Annotated in this window: 24 protein-coding genes; 13 read left to right on the top strand and 11 right to left on the bottom strand. The window is 76.0% G+C overall.

The window, feature by feature from the left end; all coding sequences use genetic code 11:
• The first annotated feature begins 333 nt into the window (after nt 1-333).
• The 3 genes from ACFYUY_RS12385 to ACFYUY_RS12375 all read left to right on the top strand — a co-directional run bounded on the left by ACFYUY_RS12385 (nt 334) and on the right by ACFYUY_RS12375 (nt 4,379).
• Nucleotides 334-2,220 carry a serine/threonine-protein kinase gene (locus ACFYUY_RS12385; protein WP_387900302.1) on the top strand — a complete coding sequence of 629 codons (1,887 nt, stop codon included), beginning with the start codon at nt 334-336 and terminating at the stop codon, nt 2,218-2,220.
• Nucleotides 2,221-2,300: 80 nt separating this feature from the next.
• Nucleotides 2,301-3,155 carry a hypothetical protein gene (locus ACFYUY_RS12380; protein ID WP_387900300.1) on the top strand — a complete coding sequence of 285 codons (855 nt, stop codon included), beginning with the start codon at nt 2,301-2,303 and terminating at the stop codon, nt 3,153-3,155.
• A gap of 309 nt (nt 3,156-3,464) precedes the next feature.
• Nucleotides 3,465-4,379 (top strand): ribonuclease BN, encoded by a 915-nt coding sequence (locus ACFYUY_RS12375; protein ID WP_360206123.1) that lies wholly within the window; start codon nt 3,465-3,467, stop codon nt 4,377-4,379.
• Nucleotides 4,380-4,443: 64 nt separating this feature from the next.
• Here the strand turns inward: ACFYUY_RS12375 and ACFYUY_RS12370 are convergent, their stop codons facing one another.
• Both ACFYUY_RS12370 and ACFYUY_RS12365 read right to left on the bottom strand, forming a co-directional pair.
• Nucleotides 4,444-5,163, bottom strand: a complete 720-nt coding sequence (locus tag ACFYUY_RS12370) for a rhomboid-like protein (RefSeq protein WP_360206125.1) — start codon at nt 5,161-5,163, stop codon at nt 4,444-4,446.
• Between the two features lie 103 nt (nt 5,164-5,266).
• Entirely contained in the window at nt 5,267-7,342 is a 2,076-nt protein-coding gene (locus tag ACFYUY_RS12365) for a SpoIIE family protein phosphatase (protein WP_387900298.1), read from the bottom strand.
• A gap of 260 nt (nt 7,343-7,602) precedes the next feature.
• Between ACFYUY_RS12365 and ACFYUY_RS12360 the strand changes: the two genes are divergently transcribed.
• The 4 genes from ACFYUY_RS12360 (at nt 7,603) to ACFYUY_RS12345 (ending at nt 11,586) form a co-directional block, all read left to right on the top strand.
• Entirely contained in the window at nt 7,603-8,280 is a 678-nt protein-coding gene (locus ACFYUY_RS12360; protein WP_387900296.1) for a rhomboid-like protein, read from the top strand.
• Nucleotides 8,281-8,344: 64 nt separating this feature from the next.
• Nucleotides 8,345-8,875, top strand: coding sequence for a hypothetical protein (locus ACFYUY_RS12355; protein ID WP_387900294.1), 531 nt, complete (start codon nt 8,345-8,347; stop codon nt 8,873-8,875).
• Nucleotides 8,876-9,195: 320 nt separating this feature from the next.
• Entirely contained in the window at nt 9,196-10,614 is a 1,419-nt protein-coding gene (gene argG, locus ACFYUY_RS12350) for an argininosuccinate synthase (protein ID WP_387900292.1), read from the top strand.
• A gap of 303 nt (nt 10,615-10,917) precedes the next feature.
• Nucleotides 10,918-11,586 (top strand): GAP family protein, encoded by a 669-nt coding sequence (locus ACFYUY_RS12345; RefSeq protein WP_387900290.1) that lies wholly within the window; start codon nt 10,918-10,920, stop codon nt 11,584-11,586.
• A gap of 76 nt (nt 11,587-11,662) precedes the next feature.
• Here the strand turns inward: ACFYUY_RS12345 and ACFYUY_RS12340 are convergent, their stop codons facing one another.
• From ACFYUY_RS12340 to ACFYUY_RS12330, 3 genes are all read right to left on the bottom strand, one after another.
• A complete protein-coding gene (locus ACFYUY_RS12340; protein ID WP_360206140.1) occupies nt 11,663-12,355 on the bottom strand; it encodes a hypothetical protein in 693 nt (230 codons plus the stop codon).
• Nucleotides 12,352-12,924, bottom strand: a complete 573-nt coding sequence (locus tag ACFYUY_RS12335; RefSeq protein ID WP_360206143.1) for a sigma-70 family RNA polymerase sigma factor — start codon at nt 12,922-12,924, stop codon at nt 12,352-12,354. Before ACFYUY_RS12335 ends, ACFYUY_RS12340 begins: the two co-directional genes overlap by 4 nt.
• Nucleotides 12,925-13,235: 311 nt before the next feature.
• Entirely contained in the window at nt 13,236-13,709 is a 474-nt protein-coding gene (locus tag ACFYUY_RS12330; RefSeq protein ID WP_387900288.1) for a MarR family winged helix-turn-helix transcriptional regulator, read from the bottom strand.
• A 116-nt stretch (nt 13,710-13,825) separates the two neighbouring features.
• On the opposite strand from ACFYUY_RS12330, the gene ACFYUY_RS12325 reads away from it, so the two are divergent.
• Nucleotides 13,826-14,236: an organic hydroperoxide resistance protein gene (locus tag ACFYUY_RS12325; RefSeq protein WP_360206149.1), complete on the top strand. Its 411-nt coding sequence runs from the start codon at nt 13,826-13,828 to the stop codon at nt 14,234-14,236.
• A gap of 216 nt (nt 14,237-14,452) precedes the next feature.
• Here ACFYUY_RS12325 and ACFYUY_RS12320 read toward each other — a convergent pair whose 3' ends face one another.
• Nucleotides 14,453-14,818 carry an SHOCT domain-containing protein gene (locus ACFYUY_RS12320; protein WP_387900285.1) on the bottom strand — a complete coding sequence of 122 codons (366 nt, stop codon included), beginning with the start codon at nt 14,816-14,818 and terminating at the stop codon, nt 14,453-14,455.
• 154 nt (nt 14,819-14,972) lie between these two features.
• Here ACFYUY_RS12320 and ACFYUY_RS12315 point away from each other — a divergent pair, with 154 nt between their 5' ends.
• On the top strand, nt 14,973-15,344 hold the full coding sequence (locus ACFYUY_RS12315) for a hypothetical protein (RefSeq protein WP_387900284.1): 372 nt from the start codon (nt 14,973-14,975) through the stop codon (nt 15,342-15,344).
• An 89-nt stretch (nt 15,345-15,433) separates the two neighbouring features.
• On the opposite strand, the gene ACFYUY_RS12310 is transcribed toward ACFYUY_RS12315, so the two are convergent.
• Together ACFYUY_RS12310 and ACFYUY_RS12305 are read right to left on the bottom strand one after the other, a co-directional pair.
• Nucleotides 15,434-16,084, bottom strand: a complete 651-nt coding sequence (locus tag ACFYUY_RS12310; RefSeq protein ID WP_360206157.1) for a beta-glucanase — start codon at nt 16,082-16,084, stop codon at nt 15,434-15,436.
• A gap of 133 nt (nt 16,085-16,217) precedes the next feature.
• Entirely contained in the window at nt 16,218-16,850 is a 633-nt protein-coding gene (locus ACFYUY_RS12305) for a CBS domain-containing protein (protein ID WP_360206159.1), read from the bottom strand.
• A 382-nt stretch (nt 16,851-17,232) separates the two neighbouring features.
• On the opposite strand from ACFYUY_RS12305, the gene ACFYUY_RS12300 reads away from it, so the two are divergent.
• Complete coding sequence (locus ACFYUY_RS12300; protein WP_387900282.1) at nt 17,233-19,176, top strand: hypothetical protein; 1,944 nt, start codon at nt 17,233-17,235, stop codon at nt 19,174-19,176.
• On the opposite strand, the gene ACFYUY_RS12295 is transcribed toward ACFYUY_RS12300, so the two are convergent.
• Nucleotides 19,160-20,359, bottom strand: a complete 1,200-nt coding sequence (locus ACFYUY_RS12295; RefSeq protein WP_360206165.1) for an FAD-dependent monooxygenase — start codon at nt 20,357-20,359, stop codon at nt 19,160-19,162. The two genes, ACFYUY_RS12300 and ACFYUY_RS12295, sit on opposite strands and share 17 nt — an antisense overlap.
• 131 nt (nt 20,360-20,490) lie before the next feature.
• Between ACFYUY_RS12295 and ACFYUY_RS12290 the strand changes: the two genes are divergently transcribed.
• On the top strand, nt 20,491-21,318 hold the full coding sequence (locus ACFYUY_RS12290) for a TetR/AcrR family transcriptional regulator (protein ID WP_387900280.1): 828 nt from the start codon (nt 20,491-20,493) through the stop codon (nt 21,316-21,318).
• 61 nt (nt 21,319-21,379) lie between these two features.
• On the opposite strand, the gene ACFYUY_RS12285 is transcribed toward ACFYUY_RS12290, so the two are convergent.
• Nucleotides 21,380-22,183, bottom strand: coding sequence for a class I SAM-dependent methyltransferase (locus ACFYUY_RS12285; protein WP_387900279.1), 804 nt, complete (start codon nt 22,181-22,183; stop codon nt 21,380-21,382).
• A 127-nt stretch (nt 22,184-22,310) separates the two neighbouring features.
• Between ACFYUY_RS12285 and ACFYUY_RS12280 the strand changes: the two genes are divergently transcribed.
• Complete coding sequence (locus ACFYUY_RS12280) at nt 22,311-23,111, top strand: HEAT repeat domain-containing protein (RefSeq protein ID WP_387900277.1); 801 nt, start codon at nt 22,311-22,313, stop codon at nt 23,109-23,111.
• 64 nt (nt 23,112-23,175) lie between these two features.
• On the opposite strand, the gene ACFYUY_RS12275 is transcribed toward ACFYUY_RS12280, so the two are convergent.
• Complete coding sequence (locus ACFYUY_RS12275) at nt 23,176-23,541, bottom strand: hypothetical protein (protein ID WP_360206173.1); 366 nt, start codon at nt 23,539-23,541, stop codon at nt 23,176-23,178.
• Nucleotides 23,542-23,817: 276 nt separating this feature from the next.
• On the opposite strand from ACFYUY_RS12275, the gene ACFYUY_RS12270 reads away from it, so the two are divergent.
• Nucleotides 23,818-24,087 carry a GlsB/YeaQ/YmgE family stress response membrane protein gene (locus ACFYUY_RS12270; RefSeq protein WP_387900275.1) on the top strand — a complete coding sequence of 90 codons (270 nt, stop codon included), beginning with the start codon at nt 23,818-23,820 and terminating at the stop codon, nt 24,085-24,087.
• The last annotated feature ends 7 nt before the right edge of the window (nt 24,088-24,094 follow it).

Genomic DNA, 24,094 nt, shown 5'->3' with positions numbered 1-24,094 from the left:
GGAACACCCGGCGGCCCCCGGCGTCCCCCGGCGTCCCGCGCCGACGCCCCACCCCGGTGACGGCGCGTCAGGCCCGCCGGGAGCCCTCGTCGGGGCGCTGTCGCGCACGACGGGCGCGAGCCGCCTCCGCGCGCGACTCCCGAGTGCGCCGGTGCGTCCCAGATCCTCGAAAGGCCAGGTGGGGCGGCCTGCCTGCGGGAACGCGGAGGTGGTGCACGACCCACCCCCGGGCGCGGGTTCGGACGGCCTCCGGAGCGGGAACCCGGCCGTCCACGGCCGCGTCGATGGCAACGGCCGCAGCACGGGCGGCGGCCCGGAGCCGAGGGGGTCGGGATGCACGACGACGCGTCACAGGACACCGCACGGGACACCACCGGCTGGGAGCTGCCGGGGTACCGGCACCAGCGGGAGCTCGGGGCGGGGGCCGGCGGCCGGGTGGTGCTCGCCCTCCACGAGGCCACCGGCACACCCGTCGCGATCAAGTACCTGCACGACGGCCTGGGCGGCCCGGCGCTGCGCCGGGAGGCCGAGATGCTGGCCAGGGTCGACTCGCCGCACGTCACCCGGCTCTACGAGTACGTGGAGGGCGGGCCGTCCCCGGCGCTCGTGATGGAGCTGGTGGACGGCCTCTCGCTGCGCACCCTGCTGAAGGAGCTGGGGGCGACCACCCCGCAGGCGGCGCTCACCGTGCTCAAGGGCTCCCTGCTGGGCCTGGCCGCCGCCCACGAGGCCGGGCTGGTACACCGCGACTACAAGCCCGCCAACGTCCTGGTCGACCGTCAGGGGGCCTCCAAACTCGTCGACTTCGGCATCGCCGTGCCCGGCGGCGACGACCGCGACGTCTCCGGCACGCCCGCCTACCTGGCGCCCGAACAGTGGGAGGGCGCCCCCGCCGCGCCCGCCGCCGACGTGTACGCGGCCACCGTCACCTTCTTCGAGTGCCTGGTCGGCCACCGCCCGTTCACCGCCGAGGGCATCGGCGCGATCGGCGAGCAGCACAGGTTCGCGCCCGTCCCCGAGGAGCTGGTCCCCGAGCCGGTCCGGCCGCTGATCCGCGCCGGGCTCGCCAAACGACCCGCGGACCGGCCCGCGGGCGCGGCCGAGTTCGTCCGCCGGCTCGACGCGGTCGCGACAGCCGGGTACGGCGAACGGTGGGAGGAGCGCGGGCACGAGGACCTCGCGGCCTTGGTGGCCCTGCTCGCGGCGCTGCTGCCGTGGCCCGGGCCGAGCCCGGCCGCCGCCGGGACGACCGCCCTCGCCCGCACCGTGCTGACCGCGGGCACGGGCACGGCCACCGCGACGGCGGTGCGGCGGCCCGTACGGCGGCGGGCATCGCGAAGACCGGCCCGGCTGGGCATCGGGGCGGTGACGGGTGCCCTCGTCCTGGCGTCGATCGCCGGGATCGCCCTGGCCGGGGTCACCGACCGCAACGAGCGCACGGTCGCGGGCGATCCGATGCCGCTGGCGACCACCACGCTGGCCGCGGCCGGGGGCACCACCGGGGAGCCGTCCGGCCGCGCCGCTCCGCCCACCGTGGCCGCCGACCACGGCACGGCGTCGCCCTCACCGTCGCCCACCGCACCGCACTCGCCGTCGCCGTCCCCGTCGCCGTTCACATCCCCCTCGCACGGCTCCTCCGGCAGCAACGGCGGTACCGGAGGCGGCAACGGAGGCAACGGCGGTACCGGCGGCGGCAACGGAGGCACCGGCGGCAACACCGGCCGGCCGACCTCCGGACCGCCGCACCCGCCCACCACCCCGCCGACGACACCCCCGCACCCGCCGACCGTCCCCACCCCGCCCACGACACCGCCGACCACCCCACCGAGCACGCCGCCCACCACCCCGCCGACCAGCAAGCCCCCCACCACCAGCCCGCCGCCGGTCCGCGTCACCTCGCTGAACATCGACTCGATCGCCTGCGACGGCGGCTACGGCGTCCAGGCCAACGTCACCGTGGTCACCTCCGGGCCGCCCGGCGCCACCCTGGAGATCAACTGGATGCACAACTCCGCCCCGCGCGACCCGACCTCGACGGTGGTGGCGAGCGACACGGTCAAACTGGCCGTCGGCCGCTCCACGGTGACGGTCCGCCACCAGTTCGGCACCGGGGACAACTGGCTGCAGTGGGGGTTGCAGGTGGCCACCGCACCCTTCTCCGAACGCGCCTCGACGACCTACCGGGAGCTGTACTCCCCGGGCTGCCACGAGCCCGGCTGATCCGCCCCGCCACCACCCGGGCCGGGCAAACGGCCCGGCGGAGTCCCTGCCACCCGCCCCGTCAGAGCCTGGAGGACCCCGTGCCCCGTACCGGACCCGCTCCCGACGACGAACCGACCGAACGCCTCACCCCGGGCGGACCCGCGCCCGCCCACCCCTCCCCGGCCACCGGCCGCCCGGGCCCCACCGACCGGGCCGAGGAGGCTCCGGTCGCCACCGCCCTCGACCCCACCGCCTGGGCCACCCCACCCAACCGAGACCACACCGACCACCCGGGCCCCACCGACCGGACCGAGGAGGCTCCAGTCGCCACCGCCCTCGACCCCACCGCCTGGGCCACCCCACCCACCACCACCGCCACCGTGACCGCCACCTCCGAGGCCGGCCCCGGGCCGGCCCCCCGACCCGTCCCCCAGCCCGCCCCCGCGCCGACGGCCCCCGAGCTGCGCCGTTTCGGCCCCGGCGTCCCCCCGAGGGCCGCCGCGGCCTGGCGCGGTACCGCCGCGCCCGTCGATCCGCCCCGACGGCCCGCCCGGCGCCGGGCGGCCAGCTGGCTGGTCTGGGCGGCCGTGCTGCTCGCCCTGCTGGCCCTGCTCCTCAACCGCTGCCGCACCGACCCGCCGCTCACCGTCACCGGCGTCACCGTCGCCGCCGATCCGGCGGCCGGGCCGTCCTGCGGCGGGACGGCCGTCATCACCGCCACCGTCACCACCGACGGCCACCCGGGCACCATCCGCTACCACTGGCTGCGCAGCGACGGCATGACCTCCGGCGAGCTGTCCCAACCGGTCCGCTCCGGGGAGCGCCAGGTCGGCCTGGTGCTGCGCTGGACCTTCGACGGCCCCGGCAGCATGCGCGCCGACGCCGTCGTGGAGATCCTCGCCCCGCAGGCCCTCCGGGCCGACACCACCTTCACGTACTCCTGCACGCGCTGACCTCACCAGGCCGACGGGCGGCGGAGACACCGGCCCGGAGACACCGGCCCGGAGAGGTGGCGACGCGGACAGGTGAAAGGCCTGACAGGAGCGGGCAGTTGGCGACGACCGCACGGTCCCGAGACCTCGCCGCCGGCAGGCCTCACCTCCCCGCAGGCGCCACGCACGCCGCACCACGGCCACCGCCTGGCGGGCGCCGGACGTCCCGTCGAGGCCACCGCCGTCCCGAACGGGCTCCCCCGGTGGCGGAGCGTCCCGGCCTCGCCTTGACTGGTGCCGATCGTTGCCCGGCTGTGGGAGGACCGAGGGATGGTGTCGGCGAGGGAGGTGGCCGCCCGCTGGCAGGCGCGGCTGGTCCGGGCCCGCACCCGGTTCGAGCACGGACGGGCCGAGGCCGAACGGCGCTTCCCGGTGATCACCGAGCTGACGGCCCGCCTGCTCTCCCCCGGCCTGCTCGACGCCGCCACCCGGATGGCCTCCCAGGTCTTCCTGACCTCCGTCCCGCTGCTGTTCGCGGTGGCCGCGTTCGCCCCGGACGGGGTGCGGGACCAGCTGGTCTCGTCGGTCCGCTCGCTGTTCGGCATCTCGGGCTCCGCGGACCAGCAGCTCCACCAGTCGCTGTACGGCACCGGGGACCTCCGCGAGACCAGCGGGTACATCGGCCTGGTGATGGCCCTGCTGTCGGCCACCAGTTGCAGCAGGGCGGTGTCCCGGGTGTGCGAGCGGGCGTGGCGGCTGCCGAAGGCCGCCACCAGGGTCGCGGCGTGGCGGTGGGTGCTGTGGATCGTGGGCTGGGTGACCGTCCTGATGTTCCAGGGCCCGCTGCGCAGCGGCTTCGGCGCGGGCCTGTGGCTGGGCCTGCCGCTGACCTTCCTGGTGTCCCTGATCGTCTGGTGGTGGACCACCCACCTGTTGCTGAGCGGCCGGGTCCTGTGGCTCCCGCTGCTGCCCGGAGCCCTGCTGACGGCCACCGCGGTGACCACGATGGCGCTGAGCGCCCGGATCTACATGCCGGGCGCGCTGAACCGCGCGCTGAGCCAGTACGGCTCCCTGGGCCTGGTCCTGATGATCCTGTCGTGGCTGATCGCGATCTGCGTCGCCGTCACCTTCGCGATCACGGCGGGGGCGGTGCTCGCCCAGGAGCCGCCGCTGAACGCCTACCTGACCACGCCCGCCCCGGAGGAGCGGCATCCCGGTTCCCCGGAGGAACGGCATCTCCGCTGAGCCGCCCGACCACGCCGCTCGCGCCGCACCGAACCGCACCGCGCAGACGACGCCGCACCGCGCGTCACCCGGGGCTCCGCCACGGCAGCCGCCGCAGGAGCAGGCGCCCGGTGGCGACCGGGTCGAAGGAGCCCGGCCGCCCCCGGGTGATCGGGTAGCAGGCCAGGCCGATCAGCACCGCGCTGAAGTGGCCGACGCTGGTGTAGTCCCGGCTCTGCACCACCCCCAGGGCGTAGAACCCCAGCACGCCCGCGGCGTACAGGTACCGCCACGGCCGCACGATCAGGTAGGTGAGCACCGCGACGACCCCGGCGAGCGCGTAGCTGACGCCGTAGTCGAGGGTGTAGACGGCCCGTGGCGGCGCGAGGCCCCGGTGGATCGCCCAGCCGAGGACGCCCTCGCTGAGGTAGGTCGCGCCGACGTGCGCGGCCGCCGCGACCGAGATCCAGCGCAGGGTCCCGAGCCAGCGCTCGGCGGGCACGTGGAAGACGTTGTAGAGCAGGAAGTAGCTCAGCCAGCCCCCGCCCGCGATCCACAGCGCGCTGGTGATCAGCACGCGCACCGGCGAGGTCTGCAGGTGGTGCAGGTTGGTCGAGCGCCGTTCCAGGATCCGGTCCGCGGTCAGCGGGTCGACGTGGCGGATGACCTGGGTGGTGACGAGCAGGATCGCCAGCCAGACGTAGGTGCCCGGGGCGCGGCGTACGTAGGCCCAGGCGGCGTGCGCGAGGCGGGCCCACCAGGGGCGCCGGTGCAGCTCGCCCGCCCGGGTGGTGCTGCCGCTCATCGGTGCCTCCTCCACGGTCCGCGCGCGGTCCCCCCGGGCTTCACCCTCTCCCGGGGCGCGGCGCGGCGCGAGGGCGCGTTCGGCCCTCCGGGTGAGGGCGGGATCAGTCCTCGGGCAGCGCCAGTTCGGTCCAGACGGTCTTGCCGCGGGTGCCGTACCGGGTGCCCCAGCGCTCGCTGAGCTGGCGCACCAGGAACAGTCCGCGGCCGCCCTCGTCGGTGGCCCGGGCGTGCCGCAGGTGCGGTGAGGTGCTGCTGGAGTCGCTGACCTCGCAGATCAGCCGCCGGTCGCGGACCAGTCTCAGCCGCACCGGGCCCTCGCTGTACCGGATGGCGTTGGTGACCAGTTCGCTGACGATCAGCTCGGTCTCGAAGGCCGGCCCGGTCAGCTCCCAGGCGGCCAGCTGGTGGCGGACCAGCTCGCGGGCGGTGGCGACGACCGCCGGGTCGTGCGGCAGCGTCCAGCTCGCCGTCCGGTCGTCCGGCAGCCCCCGGGTGCGCGCCAGCAGCAGGACGGCGTCGTCCTCGGCCCGGTCGCTGGCGAGCGCGTAGGCCACGGCGTCGACGAGGTCCGGCAGGGGGCGGTCGGGCTGGGCGAGGATGCGGCGCAGGGCGGCGGGGGCGTTCTCGTCACCGGACACCAGGCCGTCGGTGTACAGGCCGACGACGGTGCCCTCGGCGAGTTCGATCGTGAGCGCCTCGTACGGGTCCTCCCGCTGCCCGGGCGGGGCACCGAGGGCGGCTCCGGGCGGCAGGTCGAGCCGGGAGACGGTGCCGTCGGGCGAGACCAGCAGCGGCTCGGGGTGCCCGGCCCGGGCGGCGGTGAGCTGCCGGGTGACGGGGTCGTAGACCGCGTACGTGCAGGTCGCGATGGCCGGGACGGTGGACCGGTCCGCCGGGTCCGGCCGGGCGGTGGTCCCGTCCAGTCGGGCGGCGGTCTCGTCGAGCCGGGCGAGCAGCTCGTCCGGCGGCAGGTCGAGCACGGCCAGGCTCCGGACGGCGGTGCGCAGCTGGCCCATCGCCGCGGCCGCCTCGAGGCCGTGGCCGAAGACGTCCCCGACGACCAGGGCGGCCCGGGCGCCGGAGAGCGGGATGACGTCGAACCAGTCCCCTCCCGCCGTGGCGGGCAGGTAGAGGTGGGCGGTCTCGACGGCGGAGAGCTCGGGGGTGCGGCTGGGCACCAGGTGGCGCTGCAGGGCGGTGGCGGTGGTCCGCTCGCGCAGGTAGCTGCAGGCGTTGTCGATGCTCAGGGCCCCGCGGGAGGCGACCTGCTCGGCGAGGTCGAGGTCGTCCCCGGTGAAGGCCTCCGGGCGTGCGGCGCGGTAGAGGGTGAGCACGCCCTGGACGGCGTCGGCGGTGGTGAGCGGCAGCGTCATCAGCGAGTGGACGCCCGCGGCGGCGAGCCGGTCGGCGCGTTCGGCGCCCAGGGCCGCCCGGGCACCGTCGTCGCCCAGCCGCGCCATCAGGCGCGCCTGGCCGTCCTCCAGGGCGCGGCTGAACGGGGTCGCGAACGGCAGCGTCTCCAGGGCGTCGCCGGCGAGGGACCAGCCGGGGCCGGCGGTGCGGACGGCCGCCCGGCGCAACGGGCGGTCGGCGGCCACCGGTCCGGGCCGGCGGCGCTCGCCGCGCAGCAGCTCGTCGAGCACGTGCACCACGGCGGCGTCGGCCAGCGCGGGCACCACGACCTCGGCGAGCTGCTCGGCGGTGGTGACGGCGTCCAGGGTGGTCCCGATCAGCCGGTGGGCCTCGTGCAGAACGTCGAGGCGGTCCCGGGCGGCCTCCTGTTCGGTGACGTCCTCCACCGCGACGGCCAGTCCGTGGCGGTCCGCGGCGAGGCCCTCCAGACGGAACACCGAGACCGAGACCGCCGCCTCGCGCTCCGGCGCGTCCGGCAGCCGGCCCCGCAGCGGGTAGCCGCGCAGCGGCCGCCCGGTGGCCAGCACCTCACGGGCGAGCGCGGCGAGTTCGGTGGTGCGGAAGCCCTCGACGAGCTCGTCCAGGCGCCGGCCGAGGACCTCCTCGACGGGGAGGCCGCGCAGTCCCCGCGCGGCGGTGTTGTAGCGCAGGACGCGCAGGTCCCCGTCGAGGACGTACAGGCCCAGGGGCGCCGAGGTGAACAGCGCCTCGAGCACGGCGGAGGTGAACCCGCCGTCCAGTCCGTCGCCGTCGGCGTCACGCATCCGATCCGCCTCCCTTCACCGCCCTCCTCCCGACCCTCCGTGCTGCGGCCCGTACCTGCCAGGCCCGCTGCTGCAATCGGGGGACGGGGGCGCCCGCGGCCGCCCTGCCGGGGTCGGCGGCTGGCGTACGCTGGCGATCCGACCGCCGGGGCGGGCCGCCGGGGACCGGCCGGGCGCCAGCACCGGTCACCACCACCCGGGGCAGCACCGGGCAGCGCACAGCGGGGGCGACGGGCACGATGAGGCAGCACGGCGGAACGATGGCCCCCGCGGACCGGGGCTCCGGTACCGGCTCCGGACCCGACACCCGCCACCCGGCGCTGCGCGTGGCGGCCCGGCTGCGGCTGACCACCGCGTACGTGCTGCTGCTGACCGTGACGGCCTGGTGGCTGGCCGGTCAGGGCCACGCGGCGCGGGCCCGGTTCGTCCGGCACAACAGCAGCAACGTCCACCACATGGAAGTGGGCAAGTGGTGGACGATGTTCACCAGCGGCCTGGTGGTCGACGGGGTGCCGGCCTGGGCGGGCATCGCGGCGGTCGCGGTGGCGCTGGGGCTGGCGGAGTGGCGCTGGGGGCCGGCCCGGGCGGGCGCGGTCTTCGTCGCCGGTCACCTGGGGGCGACGCTGCTGACCGAGGGCGCGATGTGGGTGATGCTCACCGCCCGGATCCCGGGGGCGCTGTCCCGCGCCCGTGACGTGGGGATCAGCTACGGGCTGGTGGCGACGGTCGGCTGCCTGGTGGCGCTGGGCCCGGCACCGCTGCGCCGGTACGGCCCGCCGGTGCTCGCGGCGGCCCTGGCCGTGGCCTGGGCGCTGGACCAGCAACTGGCCGACGCCGGGCACCTGGTGGCCCTGGGGATCGGCGTGCTCGCGGCCCGGACGGCCTGGCTGCGCGCCCGGGTGCCGGCTTCTCGGACGTCCGTACCCGCCGCACGCTGAATCGCTCCCCACAGGTCCTTTCCCGGCCCTTGCCCATCTCCGCACAGCGAGTAATGCTGATTACATGATTACAACCTCACCCGAAGAACTCCGGGGATGGTTCACCGGCCGCCTCCCCGCGGACCTCTACACCGAGATCGTCGAGATCACCGCCGACCGCGAGGAGATCACCGTCGTCGGCCGCATCCCCGAGCCGGACCTCGACGGCGCCGCGCCGGACGCCGAACGCGAGGCGGCCTTCGAGGGCCGGATCGCCGAGTTCCGCGACCGGACCAGGGACGCCCGGATCGGCGTCGCCCGCGAGGCCGAGCGCCGCTACGGCCGCAAGGTCTCCTGGGGCGCCGAGTGCGGCGACCTGCGGGGCATGTTCACCACCGTCTCCTCCCCCGTCATGACCCGGCTGCGCCAGCCCGAACGGCAGGTGCTCGACACGCTGGTGGAGGCGGGCGTCGCCCGCAGCCGCAGCGAGGCGCTCGCCTGGTGCGTCCGCCTGGTGCAGCGCCACTCCGACAGCTGGCTCACCGAACTGCGCGAGTCGCTGGAGCACGTCCGTCGCCTGCGCACCCGGGGCCCGGACGCCGACCCCACCCCCTGAGCCCGCCCCCCGACCTCGCTCCCACCACCCCGTTCCCGACCCCGACCGCCCTGTCCCCGCCCCACGACCGACCACCTCGACCCCGGAACCAGCCCGACCGGAAGCCGACGGCCGGCCCAACACGACTGCGAGAAGGCCGGATTGACACCGCCGGCCGCGGCGGGCGGCGGCGCCCCGAGCGACCGCCCCCGCCGTACGCGATCGTATTCTCTTGCGTTACTCTGCAAACCTATGCCAAAGTGCGGGGCATCGGATACGCCGAATCCCACTCACACGTCGCTAAGTCAGGAGCCCGCGCCGCGCGGGTCAAGGGTGCATTCATGTCGAAGGTCTTGAGCAAGCTGCCGGTCGGTGAACGGATCGGCATCGCATTCTCCGGTGGATTGGACACCTCCGTCGCGGTCGCGTGGATGCGCGAGCACGGCGCCGTCCCCTACGCCTACACGGCCGACATCGGCCAGTACGACGAGCCCAACCTCGCCGACGTGCCGGCCCGTGGCCGCGCCTACGGCGCCGAGCAGGCCCGCCTGGTGGACTGCCGGGCGGCCCTGGTCGAGGAGGGCCTCGCCGCGCTCGCCTGCGGCGCCTTCCACATCCGCTCCGCCGGGCAGACGTACTTCAACACCACCCCCCTCGGCCGCGCCGTGACCGGCACCCTGCTGGTCCGCGCGATGCAGGACGACGAGGTCTCCATCTGGGGTGACGGGTCCACCTACAAGGGCAACGACATCGAGCGGTTCTACCGCTACGGCCTGCTCGCCAACCCCAACCTGCGGATCTACAAGCCGTGGCTGGACCAGGCGTTCGTCGACCAGCTCGGCGGCCGCAAGGAGATGTCGGAGTGGCTCGCCGAGCGCGACCTCCCCTACCGGGACTCCGCGGAGAAGGCCTACTCCACCGACGCCAACATCTGGGGCGCCACCCACGAGGCCAAGCGGCTGGAGTACCTGGACGCCTCGCTGGAGATCGTCAGCCCGATCATGGGCGTGGCCTTCTGGGACCCGGCGGTCGAGATCCCGACCGAGGACGTCACCGTCGAGTTCGAGTTCGGCCGCCCGGTCCGGATCAACGGCCAGGAGTTCGCCGACGCCGTCGCCCTGGTCCACGAGGCCAACCGCATCGGCGGGCGCCACGGCCTCGGCATGTCGGACCAGATCGAGAACCGGATCATCGAGGCCAAGAGCCGCGGCATCTACGAGGCCCCGGGCATGGCGCTGCTGCACATCGCCTACGAGCGGCTGCTCAACGCCATCCACAACGAGGACACCCTCGCCACGTACCACACCCAGGGCCGCCGCCTCGGCCGGCTGCTCTACGAGGGCCGCTGGTTCGACCCGCAGTCGCTGATGCTCCGGGACAGCATGCAGCGCTGGATCGGCCACCCGGTCACCGGCAGCGTCACGCTGCGGCTGCGGCGCGGCCAGGACTACTCGGTCATCGACACCCAGGGCTCCAACTTCAGCTACCACCCCGAGAAGCTGTCGATGGAGCGCAGCGTCGACGCCGCGTTCGTCCCGGACGACCGCATCGGCCAGCTGACCATGCGCAACCTGGACATCGCCGACTCGCGCAGCAAGCTGGAGCAGTACGCGGTGCACGGCCAGCTGGCGCCGTGGAGCGGCCTGATCGGCGAGCTGTCCCCGGGCGGGGCCGCACCGATCGCGGCCGGCAGCTCCGACGCGGACCCGGCGGAGTCCACCGCGCTGGACAACGCGGCGATCGAGTCGGGCAACGACTGATCGCCCGGGTCCCCCGCGTGACGAGTGACGAGTGACGCGCCCGAGGGCCGCCGCACCGGTGAGGTGCGGCGGCCCTCGGGCGTTCGGCGCGGGCGCCGCCCCGGCTGCGGGCCCGACCGCCTGGCCCACCGCGACGCCCCGGCTCGACCCGCCCCGCCCCGACCCGGCGACTCACCCGGACGGCGGCGGAGCCCGTGCACGGCGGCCCCGGCCGTAGCTGAATGGGCGGGACGCGTGTCGGGCGACGGAACGGAGCACCGGTGCCGACGGACCCGGTCGGGCGGCCCGGAGGCGGGAGTGGGGATGGGCGAGGCGGTCGGCGCGATGCTGGTGTCGGCGGTGGGCATTGCCGTCAGTCCGCTCGCACTGGTCACCGTGGTCCTGATGCTCGCCACGCCGCGCGGGCGGGCCTGCGGCGCGGCCTTCACGGCCGGCTGGGTGGCCGGCCTGGCCGGGGTGGTGGCGGTGGTGGTGCTGGCGGGCGGCGGCACGGGCCCGGGCGGCGCCGCCCCGACCTGGTCGTCCTGGCTGCGGCTGGTGCTCGGCGCCCTGTTCGTGCTGCTGGCCGCGAAGCAGTGGCGCGACCGCCCGCGCGAGGGGCACGTCGCCGCGCCGCCGGAGTGGATGCGGGCGGTCGACCGCTTCACCCCGGGACGGTCCGCCGGACTGGGGGTCGTGCTGGTCGCGGCCAACCCGAAGAACCTGGTGCTGGCCGTCGGCGGGGCCGCCTCGATCGCGACCAGCGGCGCCGGCCCCGGGGGCGAGGCGGCGGCCGGCGCGCTGATGGTGCTGGTCGGCTCGCTGTGCACGCTGGTTCCGCTGGGGGTCGACCTGCTCGGCGGCGACCGCTCGGCCCGGGTGCTCGGCGAGTGGAAGGCCTGGATGGCCGCCCACAACACGGCGATCACGACCACGGTGCTGGCGGTGCTCGGGGCGAAGTACCTCGGCGACGCCCTCACCGCGCTCGCCTGAGGCCTCCCGTCCGCCTGCGCGCCCACCTGCGGGCCCGGGGCCGGGCGGGCGGCCCCGGGCCCGCCGCCCACCCGCCTCAGCGGATCCGCACCACCCCCCGCCCGCGCACCGACCGCAGGCCGAGGCGCGGCCCGTCGTCCGCGCCGGGGCGCACGTCCAGCACGTCCCGCAGCGTCAGCAGGATCTCCCCGTCGTAGTCCTCCGCCAGCGTCCGCGCCAGCCGCGCCGCGCCGGCCGGACCGGCCTCAGGGGCGAGCGCGGGCAGCCGGCCCGGGGCGCTGAGGTCCTGGGCCTGGGCGGCCCAGCGGGCCGCGTCCCGGGCCTCGCCCTCGGCCGTGTAGTGCACGGCCAGGCAGTGCACGGCCAGCTGGTCGCCGTACTGGGCGGCGATCCGCCACCAGAAGACGCCGTCGGCGGCGCGGCCCATGCCGTAGAGCAGGCAGCCGAGGGTGCGGAAGGCGGTCTTCTCGGCCAGCTCCAGGTCCAGCGCCAGCTCCCCCGGTTCCGCCGCTCCCGCCACGGCGGCGCACAGGTGCCGCAGGTCCCGGCGGAGCTCGGCCCGGCCGCCGGCCCCCGGGGCGCGGTCGTGGGCGTGCGGCGGACGGGCGGCCGCGGGCGGGCGGGCCGGCCGCTCGCGCGCGGTCGGGGCGGGTCGGCGGGCGGCGGCCAGGCGCTCGGCCAGCCGGCGGGTGAACGCCGCCGGGTCGTGGTCGCGGAGCTCGCGCTCGAGCACGGCGGCGTCCGCGCGCAGCAGCTCGGCGACCTTCACTGCGCCGGCCCGTCGTCCGGGTGCTCCAGCAGGTACTCCAGGTGGCGCCGGCCGAGGCTGTAGTACGTGCGGGCGGTGGTGTGCGCGATGCCGAGGGCGTGGCCGATGTCGGGGTAGGACAGGCCGGACTGGCGCAGCCGGACGACGTCGGCCTGGACGGGGGCGGCGCGGGTGAGCTCCTCCATGGCCCAGTCCAGGGCGTCGAGTTCGGCGAGCCGCTCCAGTTCGTCCTGGCTGGTGTCGGGCCGGTGCTGGGCGATCACCCGCAGCCGTTTGCGTTCGGCCCGGCGGCGCTCGCGCAGCTGGTCGACCACCGCGTCCTTGACGACCTTGAAGGCGAAGGCGCGCGGGTCCGCGCTGGCGAGGGCGCGGCGCCAGTTCTTGTACAGCGTGGCGCCCGCGTTCTGGACGGCGTCCTGGGCGTCCTCGCGGTGGCGCAGGCGCTGCTGGGCGTACCGGAGGTAGCCGGGGTTCTCGCGGGTGAAGAAGGCCTCGAAGTCGGCCGGCAGGTCGTCGAGCGGGTCCGCCCGCAGGCCCCGCCTCTCGCCCGGCCCGGGGGTGTTCAGCACACACGCCCCCCTTCCGTGGGTCAGCTGGCCGGCCCACCGGGTGGCACGCCGACGGCCCCTTGGGGGCTCGTGGTGTAACCGTCCGGGGGATGCGGGTTGTCGACCGGATCGGGCGGACAATTGGCGACCGTTTCCGGTCACTTCCGAACACCACCGCTGACCTGCCGGTTCGCCGCCGGGGAGCGCCGCACCGCGCGGGCCACGTGACCCACGTCACACCTGACGGGCCGCCGACTTGACAGCCTCACGGCACCGGCCACCCCACCCGGCCCCGCGACGCGGGGCCCGACCCCCGGGCACAGGCCCCGCCCCTACGGCACGGGCTCCACCGCCGAGGAGTCCAGCGCGACGGTCACCCGCTCCAGCAGCACCCGCAGTGCGGCCAGGTCCTCGACGGGCAGCCCGGTCGCGGAGAGCAGCCGGCGCGGCACCTGCCCGGCGCGCTCGCGCAGCGCGGCGCCCTCCGCGGTCAGGGCGACGGTAACGGAGCGCTCGTCCTGCGGGCTGCGCTCGCGCCGGACCAACCCGGCCGCCTCCAGCCGCTTCAGCAGCGGGGAGAGCGTGCCGGAGTCGAGCCGCAGGCGCTCGCCGATCCGTTTGACGGGCAGCTCGCCGTCCTCCCAGAGCACGAGCATGACGAGGTACTGGGGGTAGGTGAGCCCGAGGTCCTTGAGGAGCACCCGGTAGACGCCGCCGAAGGCGCGGGAGGCCGCGTTCAGCGAGAAGCAGATCTGCTGGTCGAGGCGGAGCAGTTCCTCGTCCGCCATGCCGGGGAGCGTGGTCATGCCCCCATCGTACCGATCGCATCCGCGCTATTGAGTTGTGCGCAATTGAATTGCGTGCTCTACTTGATGGCGAAGGGCGGCCCCGCGGCCGCCACAGGAGACGAAGGGAACGGACCATGGACGCGCTCTACACCGCAGCCGCCACCGCCAACGGCCGGGAGGGCCGCGCCGTCAGCTCCGACGGGCAGCTGGACCTCGCGCTCGCGATGCCGGCCGCGCTCGGCGGCAACGGGCAGGGCACCAACCCCGAGCAGCTCTTCGCGGCCGGCTACGCGGCCTGCTTCGCGAGCGCGCTGGGCCTGGTCGGGCGCCAGTCGCGGGTCGACACCAGCGAGGTCTCGGTGACCGCCGAGGTGTCCATCGGCAAGGACGGCGCCGGCTTCGGCCTGGCCGTCGTGCTGCGGGTCGAGCTGCCCGAGGCGCTCGCGGGCGAGACCGGCGAGCTGCTGGTCAAGCAGGCCCACGAGGTCTGCCCCTACTCCCGCGCCACCCGCGGCAACATCCCGGTCGAGCTCGTCGTCGAGTAGTCTCCGCGCCCGGCCCGGGCGGCGTCCCGGCGTCCGGCGGCCGACTCCCGCCGGACCCGCCCCCGCCCGGGCCGTGCCGGGCCGCACACGGACCTCCGCGACCGACCGCCGAAGGTCCGCACCCTGACGGCCGACGGCGCCGCGCGGACCGCGCACGGGCCCGCCGCACACCCCGGTGCGGCGGGCCCTCCCCTGCCCCCGGGTCACCGGCCCGGGTCAACCACCGCCCGGCCCGTCCGCCGAGCGGAGCGTGTCGAGTCTGTGCCGGTACTCCTCCGCGTCGATCTCGCCGCGCGCGAACCGTTCCGCGAGCACCTGCTCGGGCGTCGGGCCCGCCGCCGACCCGTGGGCCCCGCCCCAACCCTGACCCGCCCGGCCGGCACCCGGCGCCGCGGGACCCGCACCCGCGGCCGGCGCCCCGTACGGGACCGGCCGCCGCGAGCGGGTGATGTACCGGAACAGGGCGATGGCGGCGAGCACCAGGACCACCAGGACCACCAGCGAGCCGATCACCGCGATCGCGATGCCCCAGCCGCCCAGCCAGTGGCCGTGGCCGTACCCGTTCGTGTGCCAGTGCCTCATCAGGACCTCCTCCTCCGGCCCCGCCGCGGGGCCCGTCGAGGCGATGAGCGCCTTACCACCATCGTGCGCCCGCGACCGGCCGAAGCGTCGTGAGGAAAGCCTGAGAAAACGTTCCGGCGCCCGGTGCGCCGCCACCGGGGTAGCGTTGCCGCCCATGAACCACCACCCGCCGGCCGACCGCCGCTCACCCGAGCAGCTCGTCGCGGCCGGGGTGCTCCGGCGCCACGGGGACCCGCACCCCCACCCGGCCCTCGGGCACTCCCCGGTGGCCTACGTGTCCACCGCGCTCTGGGACGAGCTCACCGCGCTCGCCATCGCACCGGACGCGGCCGAGGCCACCGCCACGGCCCTGCTGCACGCGCTCGCCGAACGCGCCGTGGACGCCGCGCTGTCACCCGGCAACGAGCGCGCCCCGCGCGACGACCTGTACGTGACGCACCCCGCCCACATCGGCCCGCAGCGCCGGACGGTCTGGTTCCAGCGCTCCGGACCGCGCGGCCCGATCACCGCCGGGTTCGCCCCCTGAGACCTGCCGACTCCCCTCGGCCCCGTCCGCTCGGCCACGCCCCCTCAGCGCCCGACCCCTCAGTGCTGGACCTCTCAGTGCTGGACCTCTCAGCGCTCGACCCGCAGACTGTGGCACACCCAGCTCAGCCGGTCCGGCCCGCCCAGCGGCGGCCGGTCGTGGTACGTCCCGTCCGCGACCGACAGGTTCACGATCAGGTACGCGTGCCAGCCCGGGCCGACCCCGTGCAGGTCCGCGTAGACCAGCTGGCCGTCGACGTACCAGTCCACCGAGTTGGCGCCGAGCACGACCCGCAGGTCGAAGGTGGCGCCCGGCGCGATCCCGGCGCCGGCGCCGTGCCAGTAGCGGAAGCCGCCCCGGACGTGGTTGGAGATCTCCAGCAGGTCCGGGTTGTCGGGGTGGTACTCGAAGAGGTCGACCTCGTTGCCGCCATCCCGCCAGGTCCAGATCGCCGGCCAGGCGCCCAGCTGGAGGGGAAGCGTCACCCGGGCCGACACGACGTCCCCGGTGTGCACCTGGAAGCCGTCCGGGCTGCCCTCGGTGGTGAGCAGACTGCAGGTCCACAGCCCGCCGGTCAGTCGCCGGACGGCCGTGAACACGCCGCCCGGGCAGTAGGCGCGGCCGAGGTAGTCGAGTTTGTGGTCGCTCCGGTTGGTCGGCCCCATCCGGGGATAGGCGCTGCTGCGCCCCGCGATCCACTGCCTGGTCGAAGTGAAGTCTGCGTCGAACACGACTGCCACGGCCGCCTCCCCTGGGCTCCGGCGCCCCGGGGATCCGAACCGCCGGGCACACAGAGTGAGTTACCCGATACGCTCCGCAGTATGCGAACCGGATCGCTCCGGTCCGTGCCGGGCAGCTCGAACGATCGGCGGATCAGCCCACCGGTGCGGCCGCTCCCCCGGCCTCCAGCCGGTCGGTGACCGACACCACGCCGTCCACCGAGCGGCACAGGTTGAGCACGATCGGCACCAGGTGCTGCTCCGGCACCGTCCCGCTGAGCACCACCCGCCCCTGGTCGACCTCGACGCCTACCTCCGCCGGGCTCACCCCCTCGACCCGGCCGAGCACCTCCTCCACGATCTCGCGCCGGATCACCCGGTCCTCGCGCAGGAACACCCGCAGCAGGTCCCCGCGGCTCACCATGCCGATCACCCGCCCCTCCTCGTCCAGCACCGGCAGCCGCTTCAGCCCGTGCCGGCTCATCAGCCGGGCCGCCGCCACCACGCTGGTGCCGGGGGTGGTGCAGACCGGCTGCCCGGTCATCAGGTCCGCGGCGGTGACGGCCCCGCCCGGCCCCGGAGGCGGCGCCGCCTCCGGGGCCGGCAGCAGGGCGCCCGGATCCTCCTGCGCGGCCAGGGTGCGCAGCAGGTCCGCCTCGGACACCACACCGAGCGGCCGCCCCTCGGCGTCCACCACCGGCACCCCGGTGATGTCGTAGTCGGTCAACAGCGCCACGATCTCCCGGAAGCCGGTCTCGGGCGCGACCCGGACCACGGGGCTGGTCATCACTGATTCGACGGTGGCATGCCGCACGCCGGTTCACCTCGTCCACGACGCTACTCCGCCCGGGCACGGATCGTCCCGGCCGTACCGGCAGCATCGCTCCCGGCCGCGCGGACCGCCAGGGGCCAAGGGGCTGAACGGGAGGGACCAAGGCCCCCGCTGGCCGAACACCCCTCCGACATCCGCTCGCACGTTCCCGGCGACACCCGGGCGCGGCCGCACCCCCGACCCCGCACCCCCTCGCCCCCGACCCCGCACCCCCTCGCCCCCGCCGCCGCAGCAGCGGGCCCGCGGGCGGCCGGCGACCCCGGACGGCGCAACCATCACATGATCGACTCGTTGGACCGTCCACCACGACAGCACCGACGACTCCGGGGAGGGCCCGTTGGCAGAACGGACGGTGGACTCGGCGGCGCCCGCCCGGGGTACCGCCGCGCGCCCGGTGGCCCGGGCCGAGGCCGCCCTGGTGCGCCACTACCGCAGGCTGGTCCGGCTCGCGTACCTCGCGCTGCCCGCGGACCGCGACCGGCACAGCCGCGTCCTCGCCGCCCACACGGCCGTCCAGCGCGCCCTGCCGTCCCGCTGGTCCCGCCCGGCCGACCCGGCGCCGGCCGACGAGGACCCGGTCTACGCCGCACTGCGGCTGCGGGTGCTGCGCGACGCACTGCGCCCCCGTCCCGCCCGCCGGCTGCTGGCACCCCGGGTCTGGGGCCTGCGGCTGTTCACCCCGCACGGCGGCGAACAGGACGCCGCACTGGACCACGCGCTCGCGGCGCTCGACGCACCCGCCCGGGCCGCGTTCGCGCTGCGCGCCGTGGAGGGGCTGACCGGCGCGGAGGCCGCGGAAGTGCTGCGGCACGCCGGGGTCGAGCAGCCCGAGCAGGCCCTCCACGCGGCAGCCGGCGTCGGCTCGGAGGCGGAGCCGGACCCGTCCGCCCCGGAGCCGGGCGCCTTCGACCCGTCCGCGTTCGACACGAGGAGCTTCGACCCGTCCGCGTTCGACCCGTCCGCGTTCGACCCGTGCGCCGTCCGGGTCCAGCCCACCGACCTGCTGCGCCGCCGCCGGGCGCTGACCGCCGTGCTGCTGGTCGGCGCGCTCGGCCTCACCACCACGGCCGCCGTGCTCACCGGCACCGGCCCCGCCGCCTCCACCACCCGGCCGGCGCCCGCCCCGCCCGCCGGCGCCACGGCCGATCCGGCGCACCTGGTCCGGGTGCCCGCGGACCTGTGGCAGCACACCGCCCGGGTCGACTTCACCGCCTGGCCGGCCCGCGGCGACCGCCGCGAGGACGCCGCGCTGCTCGGCCGCGCGCTGACCGCCTGGGAGCGTCCCGGCCCGCAGACCCGCGCCGAACCGGGCGCGGACACCGCGCCGCCGGTCACCGCGCCACGGCTGCTCTACGCCGGGACGGTGGACGGCGCCGCCGTCGTCCTGCTGTACGACGGGCAGCGGCTGGCCCGCTACACCGACGGACGCGGCGGCGGCCTCGACCTCGCCCGGGCCGACGACTCGGACGTCACGACGGCCGGCGCGGTGGTGCTGCGCCGCCAGGGAACCTCCGTGCGCTACCTGCTGGCCCCCTGGGTGGAGGCCGCCGAGACCCGCCGGATCGACCAGCCCGACACCCCCGCCCGCCCGTTGGAGCACCCCGACGGCCTCACCCCGGCGGCGCCGGGCGGCGTGCTGACGGACTGCCGGGGCGCCACCGTGCTCCAACTGCACTCCTCCCCCGTCATCGCGGAGAAGCACGCCTTCCTGCTGGCCGACCTCGGCGGGCTCGTCCCCGCCCACCTCAGCTACACGCCGCCCCCGGACCGCAACCAGCCGGCGCGCGAGCCGCGCGAGGCCACCGGCCCGGACGCGCTGCAGGCCTGGGCCCGGGCGGGCTGCGCGGCTCCGGACGGCACTCCCGGCGTCAAGCAGCTCAACCTGTGGGCCTTCGCGGTGCAGCCGCTGCCGCAGAACGCGGGCTCGGCGTCCTGGGTCTGCCTGCGCGCCGACCGCTGGACCGGCGAGGGCAGCGCCGCCACCGCCGTCCTGCTGCCCGCCGCCCGGGGGCCGCAGCGCACCGGCGGCGGCCCGGGCCGGGCGTGCAGCCGGTTCGAGCAGGACACCGTGGGCTGGGCCTGGTGGCGCTCCCCGCAGGGCACCGAGTTCCTGCTGGCGGCGGGCAGCCGGCGGGTCGCCCGGCTCGCCGTCAAGGGCCCGGACTGGTCCGCCGACCGGCCCGCTCCGGACCACACCCTGGCCGTGGAGCGCCCGGTCCGGGCGAACGTCCAGGTGGAGGGGGTGCTGGACGGCGGCACCCGGATCAGCCCGCAGCACTGACCCGGACGGACGGCTCGCGCCCGTAGTCGGGCAGCTCGACGCTGGACACCTCCTGACCCAGCTGCAGCATCCGGTCCAGGATCCAGCGCCGGTTCAGCAGGCCGTTACGCACCCGCAGGCCGGCGGCGGTGCGCGGCGCCAGGAAGGGGCCGGTGCGGTCACCGCCCTTCTGGCAGCCCCGGGCGTAGTCGCGCAGCAGCGCCTCGTAACGGCCGAAGGCGGTGCGGTGGTCGCCGCCGGAGCGGGCCAGTTCGCCGGCCAGCACGTACGCGGCCACCACGGCGGTACCGGTGCCCATGCCACCGATGGTGGCTCCGCAGGCGGCGTCGCCGAGCAGCGCGATCCGGCCGGTGGACCAGCTGGGGACGTCGGCGCGGCTGATCGAGTCGAAGTACAGCTCGGGGGTGTCCCGCAGGCTGTCCAGCAGGCGGGGCACCTCCCAGCCGAGGCCCGCGAAGGCCCGGTGGACCAGGGCCTTCTGCTGGTCCTGGTCGTGCCGGTGGTAGCTCAGCTCGGGCGAGGCGAAGAGGCAGAAGGCGCCCGCCCTGGTCGGGTCGCGGTGGTCGCCGCCGAGCGCGGCCAGCCGGCCGGGGACGTTGAGGCCGAGGGAGCCGGGCGGCAGGCCGAGGTCGTTGGGCAGCTGCCAGGTCGCCGCGTAGTAGCCCAGGTGGCGGACGAAGCGCTGCTCGGGGCCGAAGGCGAGCCGGCGGACGGTGGAGTGCAGCCCGTCGGCACCGATCACCAGGTCGAACTCCCGCGGCGCGCCGTGCCGGAAGGCGACCCGCACCCCGCGAGGGGTCTCCTCCAGGGCCGTGATCGTGTCGCCGAAGACGTACTCGGCGCGGTTCCGGCTGTGCCGGTGGAGCAGCTGGGCGAGCTCGCCGCGCGGGATCTCCAGTTCGCCGCCCGCGAACTCGGCCGGCAGGTGCAGGAGTCGTCGCCCGTCGGGGCCGAGGAAGGTCATCGGGGAGCCTCCGGTGTCGAGTGCGCGCAGTTCGTCGAGGACGCCCATCCGCTCCAGCACGGTCAGGTGGGTCCGGCCGCGGAAGTCGACGTTCTGGCCGCCGCCGCGCAGCGCGGGGGCGATCTCGACGACGGTGACCTCGAATCCGTACCGGCCCAGCCAGTGCGCCAGGGCGGGGCCGGCGATGCTCGCACCCGAGATCAGGACCTTGGTGCTCATGGGAGTGCTCCGTTCGATAGGGACGAAGAACTGTGTCCACCGGACACTGTTTGCTTGCTGTGTACGGTAGACACAGTTCAAGCCGAGGGCAACCCCCGGACCGGGGGCGACCACAGGAACAGGAGCGGAACGTGAGCGAGGCGGCGAACCCCGCAGGGCCGGCCAACCCCGCAGGCCCGGCGGACGCGACCGGCGCGGCGGACACCAGCGGCCCGAAGGGCACGGCCGCCCCGAAGGGCGCGGTCGGGCCGGACGACCCGGCGAACGCCGTGGTGCGACTGCTCTGGAGCCCCGCCCCCAAGCCGACCCGGGGCCCGAAGCCGGCCCTCAGCCTGGAGCGGATCGCCGCGGCGGGCGTCGAGATCGCCGACGCGGAGGGCCTGGGCGCCGTCTCCATGCAGAAGGTCGCCGGGCTGCTGGAGTTCACCAAGATGTCGTTGTACCGGTACGTGCCGGGCAAGGCCGAACTCGTCGCCCTGATGGTCGAGTCCGCCGCCGGCGACCCGCCGGCTGCCGGGCCCGAGCTCGGCTGGCGGGAGCAACTCACCGCCTGGGCAAGGCTGTTGGCCGGATCGTTCGACCGCCACCCCTGGCTGCTGGACGCCACCGTCGGCCCCCGGGTCATCGGCCCGAGGGAACTCGCCTGGCTGGAACGGGTGGTGGCCGCCCTCGACGGCCACGGACTGACCGGCCCCGAGCGCATGGACGCCGCCGTACTGCTCGCCGGGCACGTCCGCAGCATCGCCGAACAGTCCCGCGCCGCCGGCCCGGACGGCTCCCCCGAGGCCGACCTGCTCGCCGCCCTGGGCACGGTGGTGCACCGGCACGCCGACCGCTACCCCGCCGTCGCCGCCGCCATGGCCGAACCCGGCGGCCGTGACCAGGCCCTGGACTTCGGCCTCGAACGGATCCTGGACGGCCTCGCCGCCCTGATCAGCCGCCGGACGGGCGCCGCGTAGCCGGACATGCCCTCAGGGCCGGCCCGGCGGATCGTGCCGAGCGCGCGACGCCGGACACGCCCTACGGGCGGCGGCCCCAGGCGGAGACCATCGGGGCGGTGGCCAGGTCCAGCCGGCCGGCGGCGACGTTCGCGAGGTGGCGGTCGATCTCCTCGTCGGTGGCCAGCCCCTGCCCGGTCAGGTGGTGCCGGATCTGCCGCACGGTCGCGTCCTCCAGCACGGCGCAGGCCGGCGAGGTGATCGGGAAGTACGCGTCGGCCCGGACGTCGACCAGGCCCGCCTCGCGCAGCACCCGCGGCAGCGTCCGGCCGTAGGAGAGGTCCGCGCCGCGGGCCGCCATCAGGGTCCGGAAGCCGGCCCGCAGACGGTTGGCGAGCCGCTGCTCGGGGCCCGACTCGTCCGGGCACAGCAGCGGCTGCAGGGCGGGGTCGGCGTCCTCCAGCAGCAGCCGGCCACCGGGGCGCAGTGCCCCGACCATCCGGCGCAGGGCCTCCGCACGGTCGGCGACGTGGACCAGCACCAGCCGGGCGTGCACCAGGTCGAAGCCGCCGGGCGGCGGCGGGTCGGCCGCCACGTCGTGGGCCAGCACCCGGATCACGCCGCCGGCCGCACCGGCGGTCCAGGACACGTCGATGTCGGTCGCGACGACCTCACCGGTGGGGCCGACGCGCTCGGCGAGTCCGAGCGGGACGGAGGGGCCGCCGGCACCGACCTCCCAGCAGCGCATGCCGGGGCCGATCCCGAGCCGGTCGACGTGCCGGAAGGTCACCGGGTCGAACAGCTCGGCGAGGGCGCCGAAGCGGGCGCCGGCCTCCGACTGCCGGTTGTCCAGCAGGTAGCCGTCCTCGCCGCGATGCTCAGCCATGCGGCGATTCTGGCAGACGGCCACGGCCCGGGCCCGGCCCGCCCGTACCGGAAGGCACCTGGCGATACCGGGAGGTATCCGAAATCCCCTCGCGCCCCGCCCGGGCGAGGCCCTAACGTCCCCCTCCATGGCGATGTTCGTGCACCTGACCGCCGCGGCGAACGCGCCGCGGATCCGCCGCGCCGGGATCCGGGCCGACAGCCGCGGGCAGGGCGGCGCACGCGGGCTGTACTGCTTCCCCGTGCTGCCGTCCTACCCGCTGACCCACCAGTGGCTGCGCGAGCTGGCCCGGTTCGGCGCCCGGGGCCCGCTGGTCGCCGTGCACCTCCGGCTGGACGACGCGCAGCCGGTACTGGCCGGGCACTACCGGGACCGCGCGCAGGCCGCCCAGCAGCGGCTGCCGGCCGCCGAGGCGGTGCGCCGGATCGGTGCACTGGCCGATCCGCGCGGCTGGGAGGTGTTCGTGCCGCGGGCGGCGGGCCCCCGCGAGGTGCACCGGATCCGCCCGGTGCCCCAGGTCGCCGGCTGGCGCTACCGGCCGGACGCCCACGGCACCCGGCCCTGCACCTGCTACGGCTGCCGGATCCGCGGCGAGTACGGCGGCCGCCGGCTGCGCGAGCGCCTTCCGCACCCGCTGGACGGCCCGCCGCCGCCCGTGCCGGTGCTGCTGGCACGGCTGGACGCCGCCGGCGAGCCGGGGGACGCCGCCGAACTGCGGGCCGCCCTGCACTGGTTCGGGATGCGCCGCCGCGGGCCGGTGGACCGGCTCGCCCGGCTCGCCGCCCATCCGGACCCGGGGGTGCGCACCGAGCTGGTGTGGGCCGTCGGCGGCTGGTCCACCCCCGGGGTCGCGGCGCTGCTGGCCGGCCTCGCCGGGGACCCGCATCCGGACGTCCGCGAGGCCGTCGAGGCGGTGCTGGACCGCTGAGACCTGCGGGTGTCCGGGCCTGCAGCGGTCGGGCCGGCGGGAGCCCGCCGCCTCCCGACGGGCGTCAGGAGACGCGCTTGAGCTGCCAGGAGTTGTCGTTCAGGCTCGGCACCGCGGAGTACTTGCAGCCGGCGCTGTAGAAGCTGCTGACGATGGTCCAGCCGGCCGGCGGCCAGGTGGAGCCGCAGGCGTTGACGACGGTGCCGACGGGGTAGCCGGTGAGCTGCATGATCTTCTTGGTGTTCGGGTTGAAGCCGGAGCCGCAGCCGCCGCTGTTCCACCACTGGACGTCCACGAAGCCGCTGGGGGTCAGCGAGGATCCGCACATGGTGGTGGTGTCGCCGGGCGCGGCCTGTGCGGTGCCCATGGTCAGGGTGAGGGCGGCGGCGGTACAGCCGAGGGTCATGACGGCAGCGCGGAGTCGACTCACGGGGGGCTCCTCTCGGTGACGCGGCGGGTCCGCGCCAGGCACATTCCTATCGGCGCCCGCCCCTGACGGACAGTGGGTTTCCGGCCCGCTCATCGGCGCGTTTTCGCTCCCCACACGTCACCGCCACATGATGTTTACCGTGGCACACCTCGCTGACCTGCGGGTCTTCGCGCCGACATGCCCGGCGGGCGGAACCGGGCGATCATGGGACGAACCGTGTCTTCGGCGATGCGGCGCACCGGTACCCCTCCGGCCGCGCCCGGAAGGTGGACCGCGATGTTCCAGCTCCTGTGGATCCTGATGATCGGCTTCGTGCTGGGCCTGCTCGCCAAGCTGCTGCTGCGCGGCCCGCAGTCGATCCCCTGGTGGCTGACCATGCTGCTCGGCGCGGCCGGAGCCTGGCTCGGCAACGCCGTCTCCGGCTGGATCGGCGTGCGCCACACCTCGGGCATCGACTGGATCCGCCACCTGCTCCAACTCGGCTTCGCCGTCGCCCTGGTGGCCTTCGTCGCACCGGCCTGGAGCCGGTCCCACCCGAGGCGCTGACCACCGG

This window comes from Kitasatospora sp. NPDC004745 (assembly GCF_042873275.1).
Classification (GTDB): Bacteria; Actinomycetota; Actinomycetes; order Streptomycetales; family Streptomycetaceae; genus Kitasatospora.
This window is presented reverse-complemented; position numbering and strand designations above follow the sequence as displayed.

Bases quoted from the DNA above. Each gene is read 5' to 3' on its own strand.
- ACFYUY_RS12385 (WP_387900302.1), top strand. From the start codon at position 334: ATGCACGACGACGCGTCACAGGACACCGCACGGGACACCACCGGCTGG.
- ACFYUY_RS12375 (WP_360206123.1), top strand. From the start codon at position 3,465: ATGGTGTCGGCGAGGGAGGTGGCCGCCCGCTGGCAGGCGCGGCTGGTC.
- ACFYUY_RS12370 (WP_360206125.1), bottom strand. From the start codon at position 5,163: ATGAGCGGCAGCACCACCCGGGCGGGCGAGCTGCACCGGCGCCCCTGG.
- ACFYUY_RS12365 (WP_387900298.1), bottom strand. From the start codon at position 7,342: ATGCGTGACGCCGACGGCGACGGACTGGACGGCGGGTTCACCTCCGCC.
- ACFYUY_RS12360 (WP_387900296.1), top strand. From the start codon at position 7,603: ATGGCCCCCGCGGACCGGGGCTCCGGTACCGGCTCCGGACCCGACACC.
- ACFYUY_RS12355 (WP_387900294.1), top strand. From the start codon at position 8,345: ATGATTACAACCTCACCCGAAGAACTCCGGGGATGGTTCACCGGCCGC.
- argG (WP_387900292.1), top strand. From the start codon at position 9,196: ATGTCGAAGGTCTTGAGCAAGCTGCCGGTCGGTGAACGGATCGGCATC.
- ACFYUY_RS12345 (WP_387900290.1), top strand. From the start codon at position 10,918: ATGGGCGAGGCGGTCGGCGCGATGCTGGTGTCGGCGGTGGGCATTGCC.
- ACFYUY_RS12330 (WP_387900288.1), bottom strand. From the start codon at position 13,709: ATGACCACGCTCCCCGGCATGGCGGACGAGGAACTGCTCCGCCTCGAC.
- ACFYUY_RS12325 (WP_360206149.1), top strand. From the start codon at position 13,826: ATGGACGCGCTCTACACCGCAGCCGCCACCGCCAACGGCCGGGAGGGC.
- ACFYUY_RS12320 (WP_387900285.1), bottom strand. From the start codon at position 14,818: ATGAGGCACTGGCACACGAACGGGTACGGCCACGGCCACTGGCTGGGC.
- ACFYUY_RS12315 (WP_387900284.1), top strand. From the start codon at position 14,973: ATGAACCACCACCCGCCGGCCGACCGCCGCTCACCCGAGCAGCTCGTC.
- ACFYUY_RS12305 (WP_360206159.1), bottom strand. From the start codon at position 16,850: ATGACCAGCCCCGTGGTCCGGGTCGCGCCCGAGACCGGCTTCCGGGAG.
- ACFYUY_RS12295 (WP_360206165.1), bottom strand. From the start codon at position 20,359: ATGAGCACCAAGGTCCTGATCTCGGGTGCGAGCATCGCCGGCCCCGCC.
- ACFYUY_RS12285 (WP_387900279.1), bottom strand. From the start codon at position 22,183: ATGGCTGAGCATCGCGGCGAGGACGGCTACCTGCTGGACAACCGGCAG.
- ACFYUY_RS12280 (WP_387900277.1), top strand. From the start codon at position 22,311: ATGGCGATGTTCGTGCACCTGACCGCCGCGGCGAACGCGCCGCGGATC.
- ACFYUY_RS12270 (WP_387900275.1), top strand. From the start codon at position 23,818: ATGTTCCAGCTCCTGTGGATCCTGATGATCGGCTTCGTGCTGGGCCTG.